Origin of the sequence: Neisseria bacilliformis, from assembly GCF_014055025.1 — a bacterium.
Classification (GTDB): Bacteria; Pseudomonadota; Gammaproteobacteria; order Burkholderiales; family Neisseriaceae; genus Neisseria; species Neisseria bacilliformis.
The window spans coordinates 381,160-397,693 of the sequence record NZ_CP059571.1 but is presented as its reverse complement, the minus strand read 5'-3'; the positions used below and the strand labels follow the sequence as shown (position 1 = coordinate 397,693).

The window sequence follows — 16,534 nt, the reverse complement described above, 5'->3', positions numbered from 1 at the left end:
AACGTTACACCGCTTCCCAATAATCGATATAAAGCTGCAATTCAAGGTTGTTGCGCCATTCGTTGGCAACAGGGCGGTACACGGTGCGGATGTATTCGGGGATGTCTTCGCTGCACCGCCAAAACATCGCTTCAAATTCACAGCCGTCTTTTTGCAGCCATGCTTTTTTGTGTTTGCCCTCCGCGCCCAAACTCTGCTGGCGCACGACGCGGAACAGGTCGGTGAAGCTGGGCGGGGCGAAGCCTTGGCCCCACACTTGGCGGGCGAGGTTTTGCGCCTGTTCGAGCGTGATGTCGCCTGCGGCGAGGCTGCCGTCGGTGATGAAGGTTTGCGACAAGTCTTCTTCGCGCACCATTTCGCGCACGGCCTCTTCAAAGGCCGTCTGAAAGGCGGGGATGTTGTGTTCGAGTATGCTCAAACCGGCCGCCATCGCGTGTCCGCCGAATTTCAAAATCAGATTCGGGTGGCGTTTGGAAACCAAATCGAGCGCGTCGCGCAGGTGCAGATTGGGAATGGAACGCCCCGAGCCGCGCACTTCGCCGTTGTCGGCGGGGGCGAACACGATGGCGGGGCGGTAAAAGCGGTCTTTCAGACGGCTGGCGACGATGCCCACCACGCCCTGATGGAAATCGTCGCGGTAGGCCACGAGGGTGGTTTGTCCGTCGGGCAGGGTGTCGGGAAAGGCGTTGAGCGCGTCTTGCAGCATAGATTGTTCGATTTCGCGGCGTTCGATGTTCAGGCCGTTGAGCTGTTCGGCCAGCGTTTGCGCTTCGGCCTCGCCTGGCGCGAGCAGGCAGGCGATGCCCAGCGACATATCGTCGAGCCGCCCCGCCGCGTTAATGCGCGGGCCCAGTGCAAAGCCCATGTCGAAAGGCTGCGCTTTTTTCCAGTCGCGCCGCGCCACGTCGAAGAGAGCGCGGATGCCGGGGCGCATTTTGCCCGAGCGCATCCGTTTCAAACCCTGCGAGACGAGAATGCGGTTGTTGTGGTCGAGCGGCACCACGTCGGCCACCGTGCCCAGTGCCACCAAATCCAAAAGCTCGCCCAGATTCGGCTCTTTGAGGCCGTCTGAAAAATAATTGCGCCAGCGCAGTTCGGCACGCAAGGCCATCAATACATAAAAAATCACGCCCACGCCCGCCAGGCTTTTGCTGGCAAAGCCACAACCGCGCTGGTTGGGGTTCACAATAATGCAGTTGGGTACTTCGTCGGCGGGCAGATGGTGGTCGGTAACGATTACGTCCAGCCCCAAAGCCTGCGCCCGCGCCACGCCCGCAATGCTGGCAATGCCGTTATCCACCGTTACTAGCAAATCCACACCCTGCGCGGCGGCGATTTCGGCCAGCTCGGGGGTAAGGCCGTAGCCGTGCTCGAAGCGGTTGGGCACAAGAAAATCCACCGCCGCGCCCATCGCGCCCAAACCGGCCATGCCCACGGAACATGCGGTTGCGCCGTCGGCATCGTAGTCGGCCACGATGAGGATTTTTTCTTTTTTTTGAACCGCGTCGGCGAGGCGGGAAGCAGCGGCTTCGCAGTTTGTCAGCGTTTGGTAGGGCAAAAGCGCGGCGAGTTTGTCGTCGAGTTCGCCCGGGGAAACCACGCCGCGTGCGGCGCACAGGCGGGCAGTGAGCGGGTCTGCGCCGGATTGGATTAAAGTGTGGCAGGCAGTTTGGTCTATGGAACGGGTTTGGATTTTTACGGCGGACATGCGGAGGGAGGCGGCGGGAAAAAACGCGCGATTATAGGCTTTCAGACGGCCTCATGCCACGGCAAGGCTGCTATACCGTAACTGTTACACTATAATAAAAACTTTAAAAACATCAACTTATGCTTGCAATCGCCGCAAATGCGCCTATAATGGCCGCCATCGACAACCTGTTTTTTCCAAGAAAGGAAACGCCATGAGCAACTGCAACACCCACGAACACCACACCCATGTCCACGGCGCAGGCTGCGGCCACACCGCCATCCGCCACAACGGCCACACCGACTACCTGCACGACGGCCATCTGCACCACGAGCACAACGGCCACTACGACGAACACGTCATCGAAGTGAGCGAAACCAACGCCGACGGCTGCCACCCCGTAGACACCTGCGGCAGCCACGTCCACGGCGCAGGCTGCGGCCACGAAGCCGTGCCGCACGGCGACCACGTGGACTACCTGGTCAACGGCCGCCTGCACCACGTCCACAACGGCCACTGCGACGACCACGGCCCGGTGGAAACCGTAAGCTGATCCGCGTGCCATAACAAACAGGCCGTCTGAAAACCCGAAATGCGGTTTTCAGACGGCCTCTTAATCTTGCCACCCACCCAAAAAACCGCGTGCGTCGCCTGGGGGCGACACACCCTACGGCAGGTTCGGCGCGGCGGAAAACAATAAGGCCGTCTGAAAAACGAAAATACGGTTTTCAGACGGCCTCAACGTTTGCCGCCCTACCCCCTACGGCATCAGCATCCCGCCGTTCACATGCAGCGTCTGGCCGGTGATGTATCCGGCCTGCTCGGAAGCGAGGAACAATACCGCGTCGGCGATGTCCTGCGCGTCGCCGAAACGTCCCAGCGAGGTTTGCGCTTCAAACATTTTGCGGGTTTCTTCGGGCAGGGCGCGGGTCATGTCGGTGTCGATAAAGCCCGGGGCGACGCAGTTGACGGTGATGCCTCTGCTGCCCGCTTCGCGCGCCAGCGATTTGGAAAAACCGATTAAGCCCGCTTTGGCGGCGGCGTAGTTGGTCTGCCCCGCGTTGCCCATCACGCCGACCACCGAGGTGATGTTGATGATGCGGCCGGCGCGCTGTTTCATCATGCCGCGCAGCGCGGTTTTGCAGGCGCGGAACACGGATTTGAGGTTGACCTGCATAATCTCGTCCCACTCCTCTTCTTTCATGCGCATCAACAGGTTGTCGCGCGTGATGCCGGCGTTGTTGACCAGAATGTCCAGTTTGCCGAACGATTTTTCGATGTCGGCAATCAGGTTTTCGATGGTGTCGGGCGCGGCGGAATCGAGCACGCGGCCTTCGCCGCCCCATTGCGCCAAACGGCTGCCGATGGCGGCCGCGCCGTTTTCGCTTGTCGCCGTGCCGATGACTTTCGCGCCGGCGGCGGCCAGCGTGTCGGCAATCGCCGCGCCGATGCCGCGCGACGAGCCGGTTACCAATGCGGTTTTGCCGCTTAAATCCTGTGTATGCATATTAAACATTCCCGTGTCGGTAAAAAATTCAGACGGCCTTATATCATAAGGCCGTCTGAAAATCCAAACGCGGCCTTGCGTCGCAAAACGCCGCCGCGCAAGCCGCCCCCTACGCAGGGCGGGCAATACCCGCTACAATACGCGCCGCTTTGGATTTCCCGTTTTTTGCCGCCCGACGGCCGCCGCGAAAGGATACGAACATGAACCGCAACACGCTCAAAACCCTCTCCACCGCCGCCCTCGCCGCCCTGCTCTTGGGCGGCTGCGCCGCAGCCGTTATCGGCGGCGCGGCGGCGGGCACGTCGTCCGTTATCGACCGGCGCACCACCGGCGCGCAGGCCGACGACCAAATCATCGAGCTGCGCGTGAAAAACACCGCATCCTCCTACCTGAAACAAAACAGCCCCGCCGACGGCTTCACGCCCAAGCTCAGCGTGGTCAGCTACAACCGCCACATCCTGCTGCTGGGCAAAGTGGCCAACGAAAGCGAGCGGCAGTTTGTCGAACAGGTCGCCCGCTCCGAGCAGTCGGCGCAGGCAGTGTACAACTACATCGAAGTCAACCCGCAGGCGCGTTCGCTGGGCAACATCTCCGCCGACACATGGAGCACCGCCAAAGTGAAAACCATGATACTCGGCGCAAGCGGCGTGTACCCCGGCCGCGTCAAAATCGTAACCTACGACGGCGTTACCTACGTCATGGGCATCCTCACCCCCGAAGAGCAGGCGGCGGTAACGCAGAAAGTTAGCACCACCGCCGGCGTGCAGAAAGTCATCACCCTCTACCAAACCTACACCCCGCAGAAATAAACACAACAACATGAGCCAAGCAAACACACCGTCCGAAAAGAAAAAAGGCTTTCTCACCGCCGGCAAACTATTGTGGGCATTCGTCTTCCTGCTGGCCGTGGCCGTGGCCGCGCTGCTGATCAACGTCTGGCTCGAGCTGCAACGCCCGCCGCAGCAGCCGCCCGCCCCCGCCGAACCCAAAGCGGACAAAATCGAAGTGCTCTCGCCCAACGGCGCGCCGCCGCCCGCCAACGGCAACCCGCTGGTGCCGCAGCGGCCGCAGGACGCCGCCGACGCCGCGCTGGAAGAAGCCGCCTCCGAAGCCGCCGCCCCCGCCAAACCCAAAGCGAAGGCCAAGCCCAAGGAAGAGCTGCCCAAAGCGGAAAAACTCACGCCGCAGGAAACCGTGCTCGAACCGGTCAACAAAACCCGCCCCGGCGAACGCGCCTTAGAGCCTGTGAACAAACCCGCCGGCGAAAAAACCCTCGTCCCCAAAGCCGACAAGCCCGCCAAACGGCAAAGCGGCGGCGACATGGACAATCTGTTCTAACACGAAAGGCCGTCTGAAAACATTTTTTCAGACGGCCTCAAATCCCTGATGCGCAAGAACAAACAAAAGGAAAACAACATGACCCGCACCTTCAAACCCGCCGCCCTCGCCCTCGCCGTCCTCCTCGCCCTCGCCGCCTGCGGCAAAAAAGACGGCGCAAACGACACCCCGCCTGCGCAAAGCGCGCAGGAACAAACCTTCGCCAAACCCGTCGAAGCGCAAACCCCGCAGGGCAAAGTCGACATGCTGCTGCCCGACTTCACCCGCCTGATGGAGCAGGAAGGCGCGGCCGTGGTCAACATCCGGGCCGCCAAACAAAGCGAAAGCAAAAGCAGCGGCGAAGACAGCCCCGTCCCCGAAGACGACCCCTTCTACGACTTCTTCCGCCGCCTCGTTCCCAACGCCCCCCAGCTGCAAGACCCCGACGACGACAAAAACCAAAACTTCGGCTCCGGCTTCATCATCAGCCCCGACGGCTACATCCTCACCAACACCCACGTCGTCAGCGGCATGAACAACATCAAAGTAACCCTCAACGACAAACGCGAATTCCCCGCCAAACTCATCGGCTCGGACGCCCAGTCGGACGTCGCCCTGCTCAAAATCGAAGCCGACGGCCTGCCCGCCGTCAAAACCGGCGACGTCAAAGCCCTGCGCCCCGGCGAATGGGTGGCCGCCATCGGCGCGCCCTTCGGCTTTGAAAACAGCATCACCGCCGGCATCGTCTCCGCCAAAGGCCGCAGCCTGCCCAACGAAAACTACACCCCCTTCATCCAAACCGACGTCGCCATCAACCCTGGCAACTCCGGCGGCCCCCTGTTCAACCTCAACGGACAGGTCGTCGGCATCAACTCCCAAATATACAGCCGCAGCGGCGGCTTCATGGGCATCTCCTTCGCCATCCCCATCGACGTGGCCATGAACGTCGCCGAACAGCTCAAAACCACCGGCAAAGTCCAGCGCGGCCGCCTCGGCGTCATCATCCAGGAAATCGACTACAACCTCGCCAAATCCTTCGGCCTGGCCAAACCCAAAGGCGCGCTCATCACCCAAGTCCTGCCCGACAGCCCCGCCGCCCAAGGCGGCCTGCAACAAGGCGACGTCGTCCTCGCCGTCAACGGCGAAGAAGTCCGCGCCTCCAACGACCTCCCCGTCATGGTCGGCGCCATCGCCCCCGGCAAAGAAATCACCCTCACCATCTGGCGCGGCGGCCAAACCCTCAACCAAAAAATCCTGCTCGACAGCGCGGACAAAAACAACGGCGGCCGCAACACCCCCGCCGGCAGCGGCGGCAGCGGACTGCAAAGCCAGAGCTTCGTCCTCGAAAATACCGGCCTCACCCTCTCCGTCCAAACCGAAACCGGCGGCAGCCGCCTGCAAGTCCTGCGCGTCGAAGGCGCGGCCGAACGCGCCGGCCTCAAACGCGGCGACTACATCCTCGCCGTCGGCCAAACCAAAGTGTCCGACGAAGCCGGCCTGCGCCAAGCCGTCGCCGCAGCCGGCGGCAACATCCCCTTCCTCGTCCAGCGCGGCGACAACACCCTCTTCCTCGCCCTCACCCTGAAATAAACCCCTTTTCAGACGGCCTCCGAAACACACAGGCCGTCTGAAAAACAAAAACCGCCGCTCCGCCCCCCAAACCGAAAGCCCACCATGCCCCAACACCTCCCGCGCGGCCCCGTCATGGCCGACATCCAAGGCCACACCCTCACCGAAGACGAAAAACAACGCCTGCTCCACCCCGCAATCGGCGGCGTCATCCTCTTCCGGCGCAACTACCAAAACCCGCAGCAACTCACCCGCCTCACCGCCCAAATCAAAGCCCTGCGCACCCCCGCCCTCATCATCGCCACCGACCACGAAGGCGGCCGCGTCCAACGCTTCACCGAAGGCTTCACCCGCCTGCCCGCCATGCGCACCCTCGGCACAATCTGGGACGAACAAAGTCCCGCCGAAGCCCAACGTTGCGCCCAAAGCGTCGGATACGTCCTCGCCACCGAACTGGCCGCCTGCGGCATCGACCTCTCCTTCACCCCCGTCCTCGACCTCGATTGGGGCAAATGCCCCGTCATCGGCAACCGCAGCTTCCACCACAACCCCGACACCGTCGCCGCCCTCGCCCTCGCCTTACAGCGCGGCCTCGCCCAAGGCGGCATGAAAACCTGTGGCAAACACTTCCCCGGCCACGGCTGCGTCGAAGGCGACAGCCACCACACCCTGCCCCAAGACCCCCGCAGCATCGCCGAACTCCAAACCGACATCCGCCCCTTCGCCGCCCTCGCCGCCGAGGGCATGGCCGCCGTCATGCCCGCCCACGTCGCCTACCCCCAGGCCGACCCCCTGCCCGCCGGCTACTCCCCCTACTGGCTCAAAACCGTCCTGCGCGACACCCTGCATTTTGACGGCGTTATCTTCTCCGACGACCTCACCATGGAAGGCGCGGCCGCCGCCGGCGGCATCAAAGCACGCGCCCGCGCCGCCTTCGCCGCCGGCTGCGACATCGTCCTCGTCTGCAACCGCCCCGACCTCACCGACGAACTGCTGGAAAACTTCCAAGCCCCCGCCAACCCCCGCCTCGCCGAACGCTGGCAAAACACCGCCTGCACCCTCACCCCCGAAGCCGCCCGCGCCGCCATGCGGCAGCCCGGCTTCCGCGCCGCCCAAACCCTCACCGCCGCCCTCGCCTCCCCCGCCGACACCGCCGGCGGCGTCAAAGTCGGCGAAGCGTTCTAGGGTCTGTTGACATTCGACTTTTGCAGCGGATTTTGCGTCATAAAACGGCAGATGCAAGGCGCAAATGCGAGCCTATGCCGTCCATAGGCGGGTATTTGCAACGCGGCAGATGCCGTTTTAGGGCGCAAAAGCCGCCAAAACGTTGATTGTTAACAGACCCTAATCCCCCTGCCAACGAACAACAGGCCGTCTGAAAACCGCATTTATAGTGGATACAGATAAAAAGTATTCAGTGTAGGCTGGGCTTCAGCCCGGCAAAATATCGGATAAATATCGAGTTAGCTGGGCTGAAGCCCAGCCTACGATGGGTGTCTTTTATTTTGTTCCACCATAATGGTTTTTCAGTAGCCGTAGGTCGGATACTTGTATCCGACATCCCACGCGGCGGGTTGGTTCTACGGGAAAACGTCGGATTCGAGAATCCGACCTGCAACACTGGGGCGGCATGCCCTACGGCAGTATCAGAGGCCGTCTGAAAATCCCTCAAATGCGGTTTTCAGACGGTCTTTTACCTGTTATTGATAAGATTGGGGCTGCACCGCGCGGGGTTGCGCCACCCCGCGCCATGATAAGAATACGAAGTGCAATACAAAAAACGGCCCGAAAAACATAAAAAACACATCAAGAAACAAGTCAAACACGCTCAGGCTGAAATCAACCGACATATCCAAATCGAACACTACTCCTACATTCTTCATCAGCAATTTATTCAAATGCTTGCCTCACGCAACACCTTCACACAAGTATCTGATTGGACATTACAAAATGGCGTAGATTTGAAAAAAGAAAACCAAGATGCCGAATCTTCATTAAAAGCAAACCGTATGGATTTGTTTGGGAAAGTTCAGCAAGTGGAAAACTTAATTGATATAGGGTATGCCCAAAATCCCAATGCCGATTACCACCAAATGCCGCAAGATAAGCAAATCGCACACAAAAAGGCATTGGCGCAAAATATTGTGATGATAAATGAGGTGTATAACAATGGTAGTCAGGAAGACAAACAAGCAATAGAAACTTGGTTGAAAGCCAATAATATAGACCCAAGTAAATTAAAGGAAGGGATGACTGTCTCAGAATTGATTCAGAAAGAAAGACCCAATGATGCGACCATATACTTTAAATTAGGGAAAGACTTAAAAGAAATTAAAGAAACCCTTTCTCAAAACACCAAAGAGATTATTGATGTGTTTGACGTAACAACAAACAGGCTAAATTTAGAAAACGTTTCGAAAAATCAATAATATGTTACTCAAGAACAGGAAAACCAAAGAAACATCTGAATGGACAGATAAAAAATCAGACGGTCAATGACCGTCTTTTAGTTTTCTAATTTACATATATTTTTCCCAGTCAAATTTTTCACCAGTTGCTTTTCTGTGTTCTTCTTCCAATCTAGATTTGCGACCAAGTTCAGCCATTCTTCTTTCTGCTACGCTCATTTTTTTCTTAGCAACCTGTTTTTTCTTGCCAGCCTGTTTACCCTTTGTAGCATTTTCCCGTGATGCCGTCTGAACCAAACTGCTCCCTTCCTGCGCTCTGCCATTCAAATACTCATAACGTGCGCCACTATCCACCACGCCCATCTGACTGTACAAAGCCGCATCCACTCCACTGATGCCCTCTCCAAATTCATAACTTTCCGCCGCCGCAGAAAACGGCGCAGCCAATGCCGCAGAAACCAACATACTTTGCAAAATTTTGTACGCTTTCATGTTTTTATCCATAACAATGTTTGAAAAATCCCTTCCAAATTAATGGAAAGTGTTAAAATTATACTGTACAGCTGTACGCTGTATGCTGTGCGCAAATTTTTGTAAAGGTTAGAATTTACACTGTCCCGCATTTGGCGAGGCTTTGGGCGTGGTGGCGGTGTGGGAAGCAGAAGGCCGTCTGAAAAGCATATTCCGTTTTTCAGACGGCCTTTGCCGCTAAGGTAGGGTGTGTGGCGCAGCCACACACGCGGTCTCTGTGTTTTGGGGAAACGTGCGGATTCGTTGCGTGGCAGAGACCGCGTGCGTCGCCTCGGGGCGACACACCCTACACCAGCCCCGCCTGCCGTCATTCCCGCGCAGGCGGGAATCTTTTCTACTGCTAGACAATTTTTGAAGAAACAAACGGTTGCCAAACCCGACCAAGATTCCCGCCTGCGCGGGAATGACGGGATAGAGGTTTTGGCTGCGCCGAAGCTGCGCTTTCAGACGGCCTCCGCCCGCTAAGGTAGGGTGTGTGGCACAGCCACGCACGCGGTTTCGGGTTTGCGGGGCGCAGACATTTGTTGCCGTCCGAAGAACGCGTGTGTTGCCTCGGGGCAACACACCCTACCTTAGGTTCTGCATAGGCGGATGGGGAAAGGCCGTCTGAAAATCGGTTTTCAGGCGGCCTTTGGTAGCGGCAGTTTTCCTAATGTCATGCGTCGGCAGGCAGGCGGCCGCGCAGGGAGAAGGTGAAGGCTTCGGTGATTTCGAGGTCGACCATTTGGTTGATGAGGTTCGGGCCGCCGGTGAAGTTGACGACGCGGTTGTTGGCAGTGCGGGCTTGGAGCTGATCGGGGTCTTTTTTGGAAATGCCTTCGACCAAGCAGCGTTGCACGGTGCCGAGCATGGTTTGGTTGATGCGGGCGGTTTCGGCTTCGATGACTTCGTTGAGAGCTTCGAGGCGGCGCACTTTTTCGGCGTGCGGGGTGTCGTCAGGCAGGTTGGCGGCCGGTGTGCCGGGGCGGGGGCTGTAAATAAACACGAAGCTCAAATCGAAGGCGATGTCTTTAACGAGTTTCAGGGTTTGCTCGAACTCGCGCTCGGTTTCGCCGGGGAAGCCGACGATAAAGTCGCTGCTCAGGCACAAATCGGGGCGGATGGCGCGCAGTTTGCGGATGATGGATTTGTATTCGAGGGCGGTGTAGCCACGTTTCATGGCGGAGAGCACGCGGTCACTGCCGCTTTGGATGGGCAGGTGCAGGTGGGAAACGAGTTTGGGCAGGTCGCGGTAGCATTCGATGATGGCGTCGGTGAATTCGCGCGGGTGGCTGGTGGTGAAGCGCAGGCGTTCGATGCCGGGGATTTCGTGCACGATGCGCAGCAGGGTGGCGAAGTCGCAGATGCCGCCGTCGTCCATTGCGCCGCGATAGGCGTTGACGTTCTGTCCGAGCAGGTTGATTTCTTTTACGCCCTGCTGTGCAAGGCCGGCGATTTCGGTGAGCACGTCGTTCAAGGGGCGGGAAAATTCTTCGCCGCGTGTGTAGGGGACGACGCAGAAGGAGCAGTATTTGGAACAGCCTTCCATAATGGAAATGAACGCGCTACCACCTTCGACGCGGGCGGGGGGCAGGTGGTCGAATTTTTCGATTTCGGGAAAGGAGATGTCCACTTGTGCGTAGCCGCTGGTTTCCTTATCCGCAATCATTTTGGGGAGGCGGTGCAGGGTTTGCGGGCCAAAGACGACATCGACATAGGGGGCGCGTTTGACGATGTTTTCGCCTTCCTGTGAGGCAACGCATCCGGCTACGCCAATGATAAGTTTGGGATTCTTTTCTTTCAGGGGTTTGACGCGGCCGAGGTCGGAAAACACTTTTTCCTGCGCTTTTTCGCGCACGGAGCAGGTGTTGAAGAGGATGATGTCGGCGTCGTCCGGCTCGGCCACCTGTTCAATGCCGCCGTGTTCTTCTTCCAATACGGCCAGCATTTTTTCGCTGTCGTATTCGTTCATCTGGCAGCCAAAGGTGCGGATAAAGACTTTTTTCATGGTTTGTGCTCCCAAACCGTCCGAACTCCCGCGTGTAACGGCTGCTGATGGGAAGGCTGTACGGCAAGGAGCAAGACGCAGGCAAGGCAGTGTTGCGGGGTTTTGTGGCAAAACATACAACCAGGCTGCATCAGCAGCGCGGCATCGGGAAGTTTGGCAGGTTTTCAGGTTACCCGTAATCGCGGGGCTGGTGGTTGTCAAAAGGACGCAATTATAGATGAATCCGTAAAAATATAAAATTAAATCATCTAATTAGGATATATAGCCATCATCACTTAATTAGCCATTTACCTTCATTCCTGCAAAACAGGAGAATTGACTGCCACCGGCTGCTGTATTTTGCCGTATTGCATAATGCGGTATTCGGATATTTCCGATAGGATGCAGCCTCTGTCTGCGCCAATGGCACAAGAGGGCATATTTCCGCATTACGAAAATATGCCCTCTTCTGATATAAGGACTTAAATCTTAAAATTAAGGTTTTCAGACGGCCTTTACTGCCCGCGACGCTTCATTTCCGCACGCTCTTTGGGCGTCAGAACCCAAATTTCTTTTACTTGCCCATGATTGTCAAAAAATACGCCAACAGGTTGCCCGATATGATTCGCCAAACGGTTTTTGGTAATAAATCGGTTATATGTGTCTTTAATCCGAATGCTACCCAAAGCCTCCGCCTCCGTTTGATTATTGTTGACCAAACCCAAAGTCAGAATTTGCGTCCAAGTCCAGCCGTCTCCCGATAACACAATATCCGGATAATCTGCTTTTTTCAGTACGGCCAACCTCATGTCTGGCGGCAAAACCCTGCCTGCCAAAGCCATCTGCGAGCTTAGAAACAATGCACAAGCAAACAAAAATATTTTTTTCATCATTAGACCCAATCAATAAATGCTGTTATTCGATTATATCTAAATATCTCTCGAATGGGATAGACAAAGTGCAATCATCATATAATAAAAAAACCGACCCCAAAAAGGATCGGTTTATTCCTTACTCTGCAACCGCCTGTTCGGCTTTATCAACCAACTCAACCAGTGCCAATGGTGCATTATCGCCTTTACGGAATCCGCATTTTAAAATACGGAGATAGCCGCCATTACGTGTCGCAAAACGAACACCCAATTCATCAAATAATTTAACCACTACATCGCGGTTGCGGGTGCGGTCAAACGCCAAACGGCGATTTGCCAAAGACGGTTTCTTACCCAGAGTAATCAAAGGTTCAACCACTCTACGCAGCTCTTTTGCCTTAGGCAAAGTCGTTACAATCGTTTCGTGGGTCAATAAAGAATTTGCCATATTACGCAGCATAGCCGAACGGTGGCTGCTGGTACGGTTTAATTTACGATTTCCATTACGATGACGCATGTCATTTTCCTTTAATATTCACAAACCTTACGGTCTTTCCAAACCAGCAGGCGGCCACGCTTCAAGCTTTGATCCAAGAGTCAGCCCTTTGGAAGCCAGAACCTCTTTTATCTCATTCAAAGACTTTCTACCCAAATTAGGCGTTTTCAACAACTCGGTTTCCGTACGTTGTATTAAATCACCAATATAATAGATATCTTCGGCTTTCAGACAATTTGCCGATCTTACAGTCAACTCCAAATCATCCACAGGACGCAGCAAGATTGGATCAATCGGAGGGGTTTTTTCTTCAACTTCCTCCACAGGAGTACCCTGCAAATCTGCAAAAACAGACATCTGATCAATCAAAATACGAGCCGCACTACGAACAGCCTCTTCAGGATCCAACGAACCGTTCGTCTCAACATCTAAAACCAAACGGTCAAGATCAGTTCTCTGCTCTACACGTGCAGGCTCTACTTCAAAACTTACCCTGCTGATTGGCGAAAAACTGGCATCCAACTGAATAACGCCAATACCCGTATCACTCCTTACATCACGGCGGCCTGAAACAGACTGATAACCCCGTCCTTGTTCCACCACGATTTCCATCTCAATACTTCCGTTATTTGCCAAATTGCAGATAACATGCTTAGGATTAATAACATCAACATCATGTGGTAAATCAATATCAGCGGCGGTAACCGGACCGTTTCCTGCTTTTTTCAGTTTAAGCCGGATTTCTTCACGGCCATGCAGCTTAAATACCACACCTTTCAAATTCAGGAGAATGTCCACAACATCCTCCTGAACTCCGTCTAATGTCGAATATTCGTGCAATACCCCTGAGATAGATACTTCTGTTGGCGCAAAGCCATTCATAGATGACAGCAAGATACGACGCAAAGCATTACCCAAAGTGTGTCCGAAACCACGCTCAAACGGTTGCATGGATACCCTCGCTCTATTACTAGATATAGTATCCACATCAATCTGACGCGGTTTTAAAAATTCGGAAGTGCTGTTTTGCATTAAACTGTCCCTCATTAAACTGGCATTACTTAGAATAAAACTCTACCACCAGCTGTTCGTTAATATCGCCAGACAACTCCGAACGATCTGGCATATTTTTAAAAATGCCTTCCATTTTTGCAGTATCAACAGATACCCATCCTGGGAAGCCGATTTGTGCAGCCAAACCCAAAGCCTCTTGAATCCGAACTTGCTTTTTAGCCTTTTCCCTCACAGCAACAACATCACCCGCCTTCACCTGATAAGATGGGATATTAACCACTTGTCCGTTGACAGTAACAGCTTTATGGGAAACCAACTGTCGCGCTTCTGCGCGCGTAGATCCAAATCCCATTCTATATATTACATTATCCAAACGAGATTCCAATAATTGCAGCAGCAATTCACCAGTCGATCCCTTCCGGCGTGCAGCTTCTGCAAAATAACGACGGAATTGACGCTCTAATACACCATAGATCCTACGAATCTTCTGCTTTTCACGCAACTGTAAGCCATAATCAGACAATCTCGGTTTCTTTGCACCATGTTGACCAGGAACAGTATCCATCTTACATTTTGACTCTAAGGACCGACGGGCACTTTTCAAAAAAAGATCAGTACCTTCTCTGCGAGCCAACTTACATTTAGGGCCGATATAACGTGCCATATTAAATCACTCCAAACTAAATACGACGTTTTTTAGGAGGACGACAGCCATTATGAGGCAATGGTGTAACGTCCGTTATACTAGTAATTTTAAAACCAAGCGCATTCAGTGCACGCACAGAAGACTCACGACCGGGACCCGGGCCTTTAATACGAACTTCTAAATTTTTCACGCCATACTCTTGGGCAACTTTACCAGCAGCTTCTGCCGCAACTTGAGCAGCAAATGGTGTACTTTTACGCGATCCTTTAAAACCCGCTCCGCCAGAAGTAGCCCAAGATAATGCATTTCCCTGACGATCAGTGATAGTAATAATAGTATTATTAAAAGAGGCATGTACGTGTACAATACCCTCACTAACGGTCTTGCGTACTTTCCTACGTACACGCGAGGCTGTGTTTGCTTTAGCCATTAATTAATCCTTCAAATTTTATTTTTTACCGGCAATTGCCTTGCGCGGCCCCTTACGAGTACGCGCATTCGTTTTGGTTCTTTGTCCACGACAAGGCAAACCACGACGATGGCGAAACCCACGATAACATCCCATATCCATCAATCTTTTGATAGACATAGTAACTTCACGACGCAAATCACCTTCAACTTCATACTTTGCAACCTGTTCGCGCAAAGCTTCTAATTGCGATTCGTCTAAATCCTTTACTTTCGTACTGGGTATGATCCCAGTCATTTCACAAATCAATTTAGCACGACTATTACCAATACCATAAATTGCTTGCAAACCAATTACGATATGGGCATTATTAGGGATATTAACCCCTGCAATACGAGCCATATTTATTCCTTAATAAAGATTAAAGTTACAATATAAACCTAATTAACCTTGCCGTTGTTTATGACGAGGATCCGTGCAGATTACACGAACTACACGATTTCGCCGAATAATTTTACAATTACGGCAAATTTTTTTGACAGAGGGCTGAACGCGCATTCCCAAATTTCCTTTCTATAAATAAATTACCTAGCTCGAAAAACTATGCGAGCTCGAGATAAATCATAAGGCGTTAACTCCACAGTTACCTTATCCCCAGGAGAAATACGTATATAATGCATACGCATCTTTCCAGATATATAACCTAAAACTACATGATCATTTTCTAACTTAACTTTAAAAGTAGCATTAGGCAGAGTTTCTAAAATCTCACCCTGCATTTGTATTGTATCTTCTTTTGCCATCTTAAATTAATTCAATGTACTTGTTTTGAATTTATTCGCTTCATCAAATGCTCATATTGACGAACCATACCATATGAAGATATCTGGGTATTGAAATCCATCGTTACAACAACTAAGATTAACAAAGAAGTCCCCCCCAACGCAAATGAGACATTAAAAAAAGAGGTGAAAAACTCAGGAATTAAACAGATTACTGTAATATATAAGGCACCCCATAACGTAAGCCTTAATACAACACCCTCAAGATAATTAGAAGTATGACTTCCCGGACGAATTCCAGGCACAAAAGCACCGCTTTTTTTCAAGTTCTCTGCCATTTCTTTGGGACTGAATACCAAGGCGGTATAAAAGTAACAAAAGAAAATAATCGAGCCTGCAAATAACAAGATATAAACGATACTGCCATGCTGTAACCCAATAGCAAACTTTTGCAACCATGTATATTCTCCACCTAGCCAACTAATTAAAGTTGACGGGAAAAGAATAATACTTGAGGCAAAAATAGGGGGAATTACACCAGCCATATTCAATTTAAATGGCAAATGTGAATTCTGCCAATTAGATGAATACTGTTGCCTTTTTGCATAATGAATAGGAATTTTCCTTAATGCAGCTTCAAAGTAAACAACGATATAAACCAAAGCCAGCGCAGATGATGTAATAAATAAGACGGACGGCAACTTATCAGATACAGCCATATTCCAAAGATGTGCAACTCCAGAAGGGATACCTGCCGCAATACCTGCTGTAATAATTAAGGAGATACCGTTTCCAATTCCTCGTTCAGTAATCTGCTCACCCAGCCACATTAAGAACATAGTACCCGTTACTAGGCAAATTAGAGCCAAGAAATAGAATTCAAACTGGGGAATTACTACGACACCTTGCTGATAGACAAAGGTAGCAGCAACAAATCCCTGTAACGTAGCTAAAATAACAGCCCCTAAACGCGTATATTTGGTAATTATTTTCCGCCCAGCCTCACCCTCCTTCTTCAAAGCCTTTAGAGAAGGAACTATCTCTGAAGCAAGCTGCACAATAATTGACGAAGATATATAGGGCATAATACCAATAGCAAAAATGCTAAATCTCTCCAAAGAGCCGCCAGAGAATACATTTAACATCCCTAAAATACCGCCACTCTGTCCACCTTTATAAACATCAGAAAGAGCAACGGCATTTACACCTGGCACTGGAATATGCGCCCCAATCCTGAAAACTACCAATGCAGCCAACAAAAATATAAATCTATTCTTTAATTCCTCAGATTTAAATAACCCTAATATTAGTCGTTTATTGGCCACTGTAT

Annotated in this window: 19 protein-coding genes; 6 read left to right on the top strand and 13 right to left on the bottom strand. The window is 53.0% G+C overall.

Annotated features, from left to right (window positions below):
- Window positions 1-4: 4 nt before the first annotated feature.
- Window positions 5-1,708 carry a single-stranded-DNA-specific exonuclease RecJ gene (gene recJ / locus H3L91_RS02035; RefSeq protein ID WP_007341782.1) on the bottom strand — a complete coding sequence of 568 codons (1,704 nt, stop codon included), beginning with the start codon at window positions 1,706-1,708 and terminating at the stop codon, window positions 5-7.
- 193 nt (window positions 1,709-1,901) lie between these two features.
- On the opposite strand from recJ, the gene H3L91_RS02030 reads away from it, so the two are divergent.
- Complete coding sequence (locus tag H3L91_RS02030) at window positions 1,902-2,240, top strand: hypothetical protein (RefSeq protein WP_007341781.1); 339 nt, start codon at window positions 1,902-1,904, stop codon at window positions 2,238-2,240.
- A gap of 207 nt (window positions 2,241-2,447) precedes the next feature.
- Here H3L91_RS02030 and fabG read toward each other — a convergent pair whose 3' ends face one another.
- On the bottom strand, window positions 2,448-3,194 hold the full coding sequence (gene fabG / locus H3L91_RS02025; RefSeq protein ID WP_040658619.1) for a 3-oxoacyl-ACP reductase FabG: 747 nt from the start codon (window positions 3,192-3,194) through the stop codon (window positions 2,448-2,450).
- A gap of 200 nt (window positions 3,195-3,394) precedes the next feature.
- Between fabG and H3L91_RS02020 the strand changes: the two genes are divergently transcribed.
- The 5 genes from H3L91_RS02020 to H3L91_RS02000 all read left to right on the top strand — a co-directional run bounded on the left by H3L91_RS02020 (window position 3,395) and on the right by H3L91_RS02000 (window position 8,509).
- Window positions 3,395-4,003, top strand: coding sequence for a BON domain-containing protein (locus tag H3L91_RS02020; protein ID WP_007341778.1), 609 nt, complete (start codon window positions 3,395-3,397; stop codon window positions 4,001-4,003).
- 10 nt (window positions 4,004-4,013) lie between these two features.
- The gene (locus tag H3L91_RS02015) at window positions 4,014-4,532 is read left to right on the top strand and encodes a hypothetical protein (RefSeq protein WP_007341777.1); all 519 of its coding nucleotides are present in this window, start codon (window positions 4,014-4,016) and stop codon (window positions 4,530-4,532) included.
- Window positions 4,533-4,610: 78 nt separating this feature from the next.
- A complete protein-coding gene (locus tag H3L91_RS02010) occupies window positions 4,611-6,101 on the top strand; it encodes a DegQ family serine endoprotease (protein WP_040659316.1) in 1,491 nt (496 codons plus the stop codon).
- 84 nt (window positions 6,102-6,185) lie between these two features.
- Complete coding sequence (gene nagZ, locus H3L91_RS02005) at window positions 6,186-7,265, top strand: beta-N-acetylhexosaminidase (protein ID WP_007341775.1); 1,080 nt, start codon at window positions 6,186-6,188, stop codon at window positions 7,263-7,265.
- Between the two features lie 581 nt (window positions 7,266-7,846).
- A complete protein-coding gene (locus tag H3L91_RS02000; protein ID WP_007341772.1) occupies window positions 7,847-8,509 on the top strand; it encodes a hypothetical protein in 663 nt (220 codons plus the stop codon).
- Between the two features lie 90 nt (window positions 8,510-8,599).
- On the opposite strand, the gene H3L91_RS01995 is transcribed toward H3L91_RS02000, so the two are convergent.
- From H3L91_RS01995 to secY, 11 genes are all read right to left on the bottom strand, one after another.
- On the bottom strand, window positions 8,600-8,980 hold the full coding sequence (locus H3L91_RS01995) for a hypothetical protein (protein WP_154647177.1): 381 nt from the start codon (window positions 8,978-8,980) through the stop codon (window positions 8,600-8,602).
- A gap of 694 nt (window positions 8,981-9,674) precedes the next feature.
- Complete coding sequence (gene miaB, locus H3L91_RS01990; RefSeq protein ID WP_007341769.1) at window positions 9,675-11,006, bottom strand: tRNA (N6-isopentenyl adenosine(37)-C2)-methylthiotransferase MiaB; 1,332 nt, start codon at window positions 11,004-11,006, stop codon at window positions 9,675-9,677.
- A 494-nt stretch (window positions 11,007-11,500) separates the two neighbouring features.
- Complete coding sequence (locus tag H3L91_RS01985) at window positions 11,501-11,878, bottom strand: hypothetical protein (protein ID WP_007341766.1); 378 nt, start codon at window positions 11,876-11,878, stop codon at window positions 11,501-11,503.
- A 118-nt stretch (window positions 11,879-11,996) separates the two neighbouring features.
- Complete coding sequence (gene rplQ / locus H3L91_RS01980; protein ID WP_081458561.1) at window positions 11,997-12,374, bottom strand: 50S ribosomal protein L17; 378 nt, start codon at window positions 12,372-12,374, stop codon at window positions 11,997-11,999.
- Between the two features lie 27 nt (window positions 12,375-12,401).
- Window positions 12,402-13,385, bottom strand: a complete 984-nt coding sequence (locus tag H3L91_RS01975; protein ID WP_040659311.1) for a DNA-directed RNA polymerase subunit alpha — start codon at window positions 13,383-13,385, stop codon at window positions 12,402-12,404.
- Between the two features lie 25 nt (window positions 13,386-13,410).
- On the bottom strand, window positions 13,411-14,031 hold the full coding sequence (gene rpsD / locus H3L91_RS01970; protein WP_040658612.1) for a 30S ribosomal protein S4: 621 nt from the start codon (window positions 14,029-14,031) through the stop codon (window positions 13,411-13,413).
- A gap of 16 nt (window positions 14,032-14,047) precedes the next feature.
- Window positions 14,048-14,443, bottom strand: coding sequence for a 30S ribosomal protein S11 (gene rpsK / locus H3L91_RS01965; protein WP_007341762.1), 396 nt, complete (start codon window positions 14,441-14,443; stop codon window positions 14,048-14,050).
- An 18-nt stretch (window positions 14,444-14,461) separates the two neighbouring features.
- Window positions 14,462-14,824: a 30S ribosomal protein S13 gene (rpsM, locus tag H3L91_RS01960; RefSeq protein WP_007341761.1), complete on the bottom strand. Its 363-nt coding sequence runs from the start codon at window positions 14,822-14,824 to the stop codon at window positions 14,462-14,464.
- 42 nt (window positions 14,825-14,866) lie between these two features.
- Window positions 14,867-14,980, bottom strand: coding sequence for a 50S ribosomal protein L36 (rpmJ, locus tag H3L91_RS01955; protein ID WP_003697674.1), 114 nt, complete (start codon window positions 14,978-14,980; stop codon window positions 14,867-14,869).
- A 26-nt stretch (window positions 14,981-15,006) separates the two neighbouring features.
- Window positions 15,007-15,225 (bottom strand): translation initiation factor IF-1, encoded by a 219-nt coding sequence (gene infA, locus H3L91_RS01950; protein WP_007341760.1) that lies wholly within the window; start codon window positions 15,223-15,225, stop codon window positions 15,007-15,009.
- 11 nt (window positions 15,226-15,236) lie between these two features.
- Complete coding sequence (gene secY, locus H3L91_RS01945) at window positions 15,237-16,529, bottom strand: preprotein translocase subunit SecY (protein WP_007341759.1); 1,293 nt, start codon at window positions 16,527-16,529, stop codon at window positions 15,237-15,239.
- Between the last annotated feature and the right edge of the window lie 5 nt (window positions 16,530-16,534).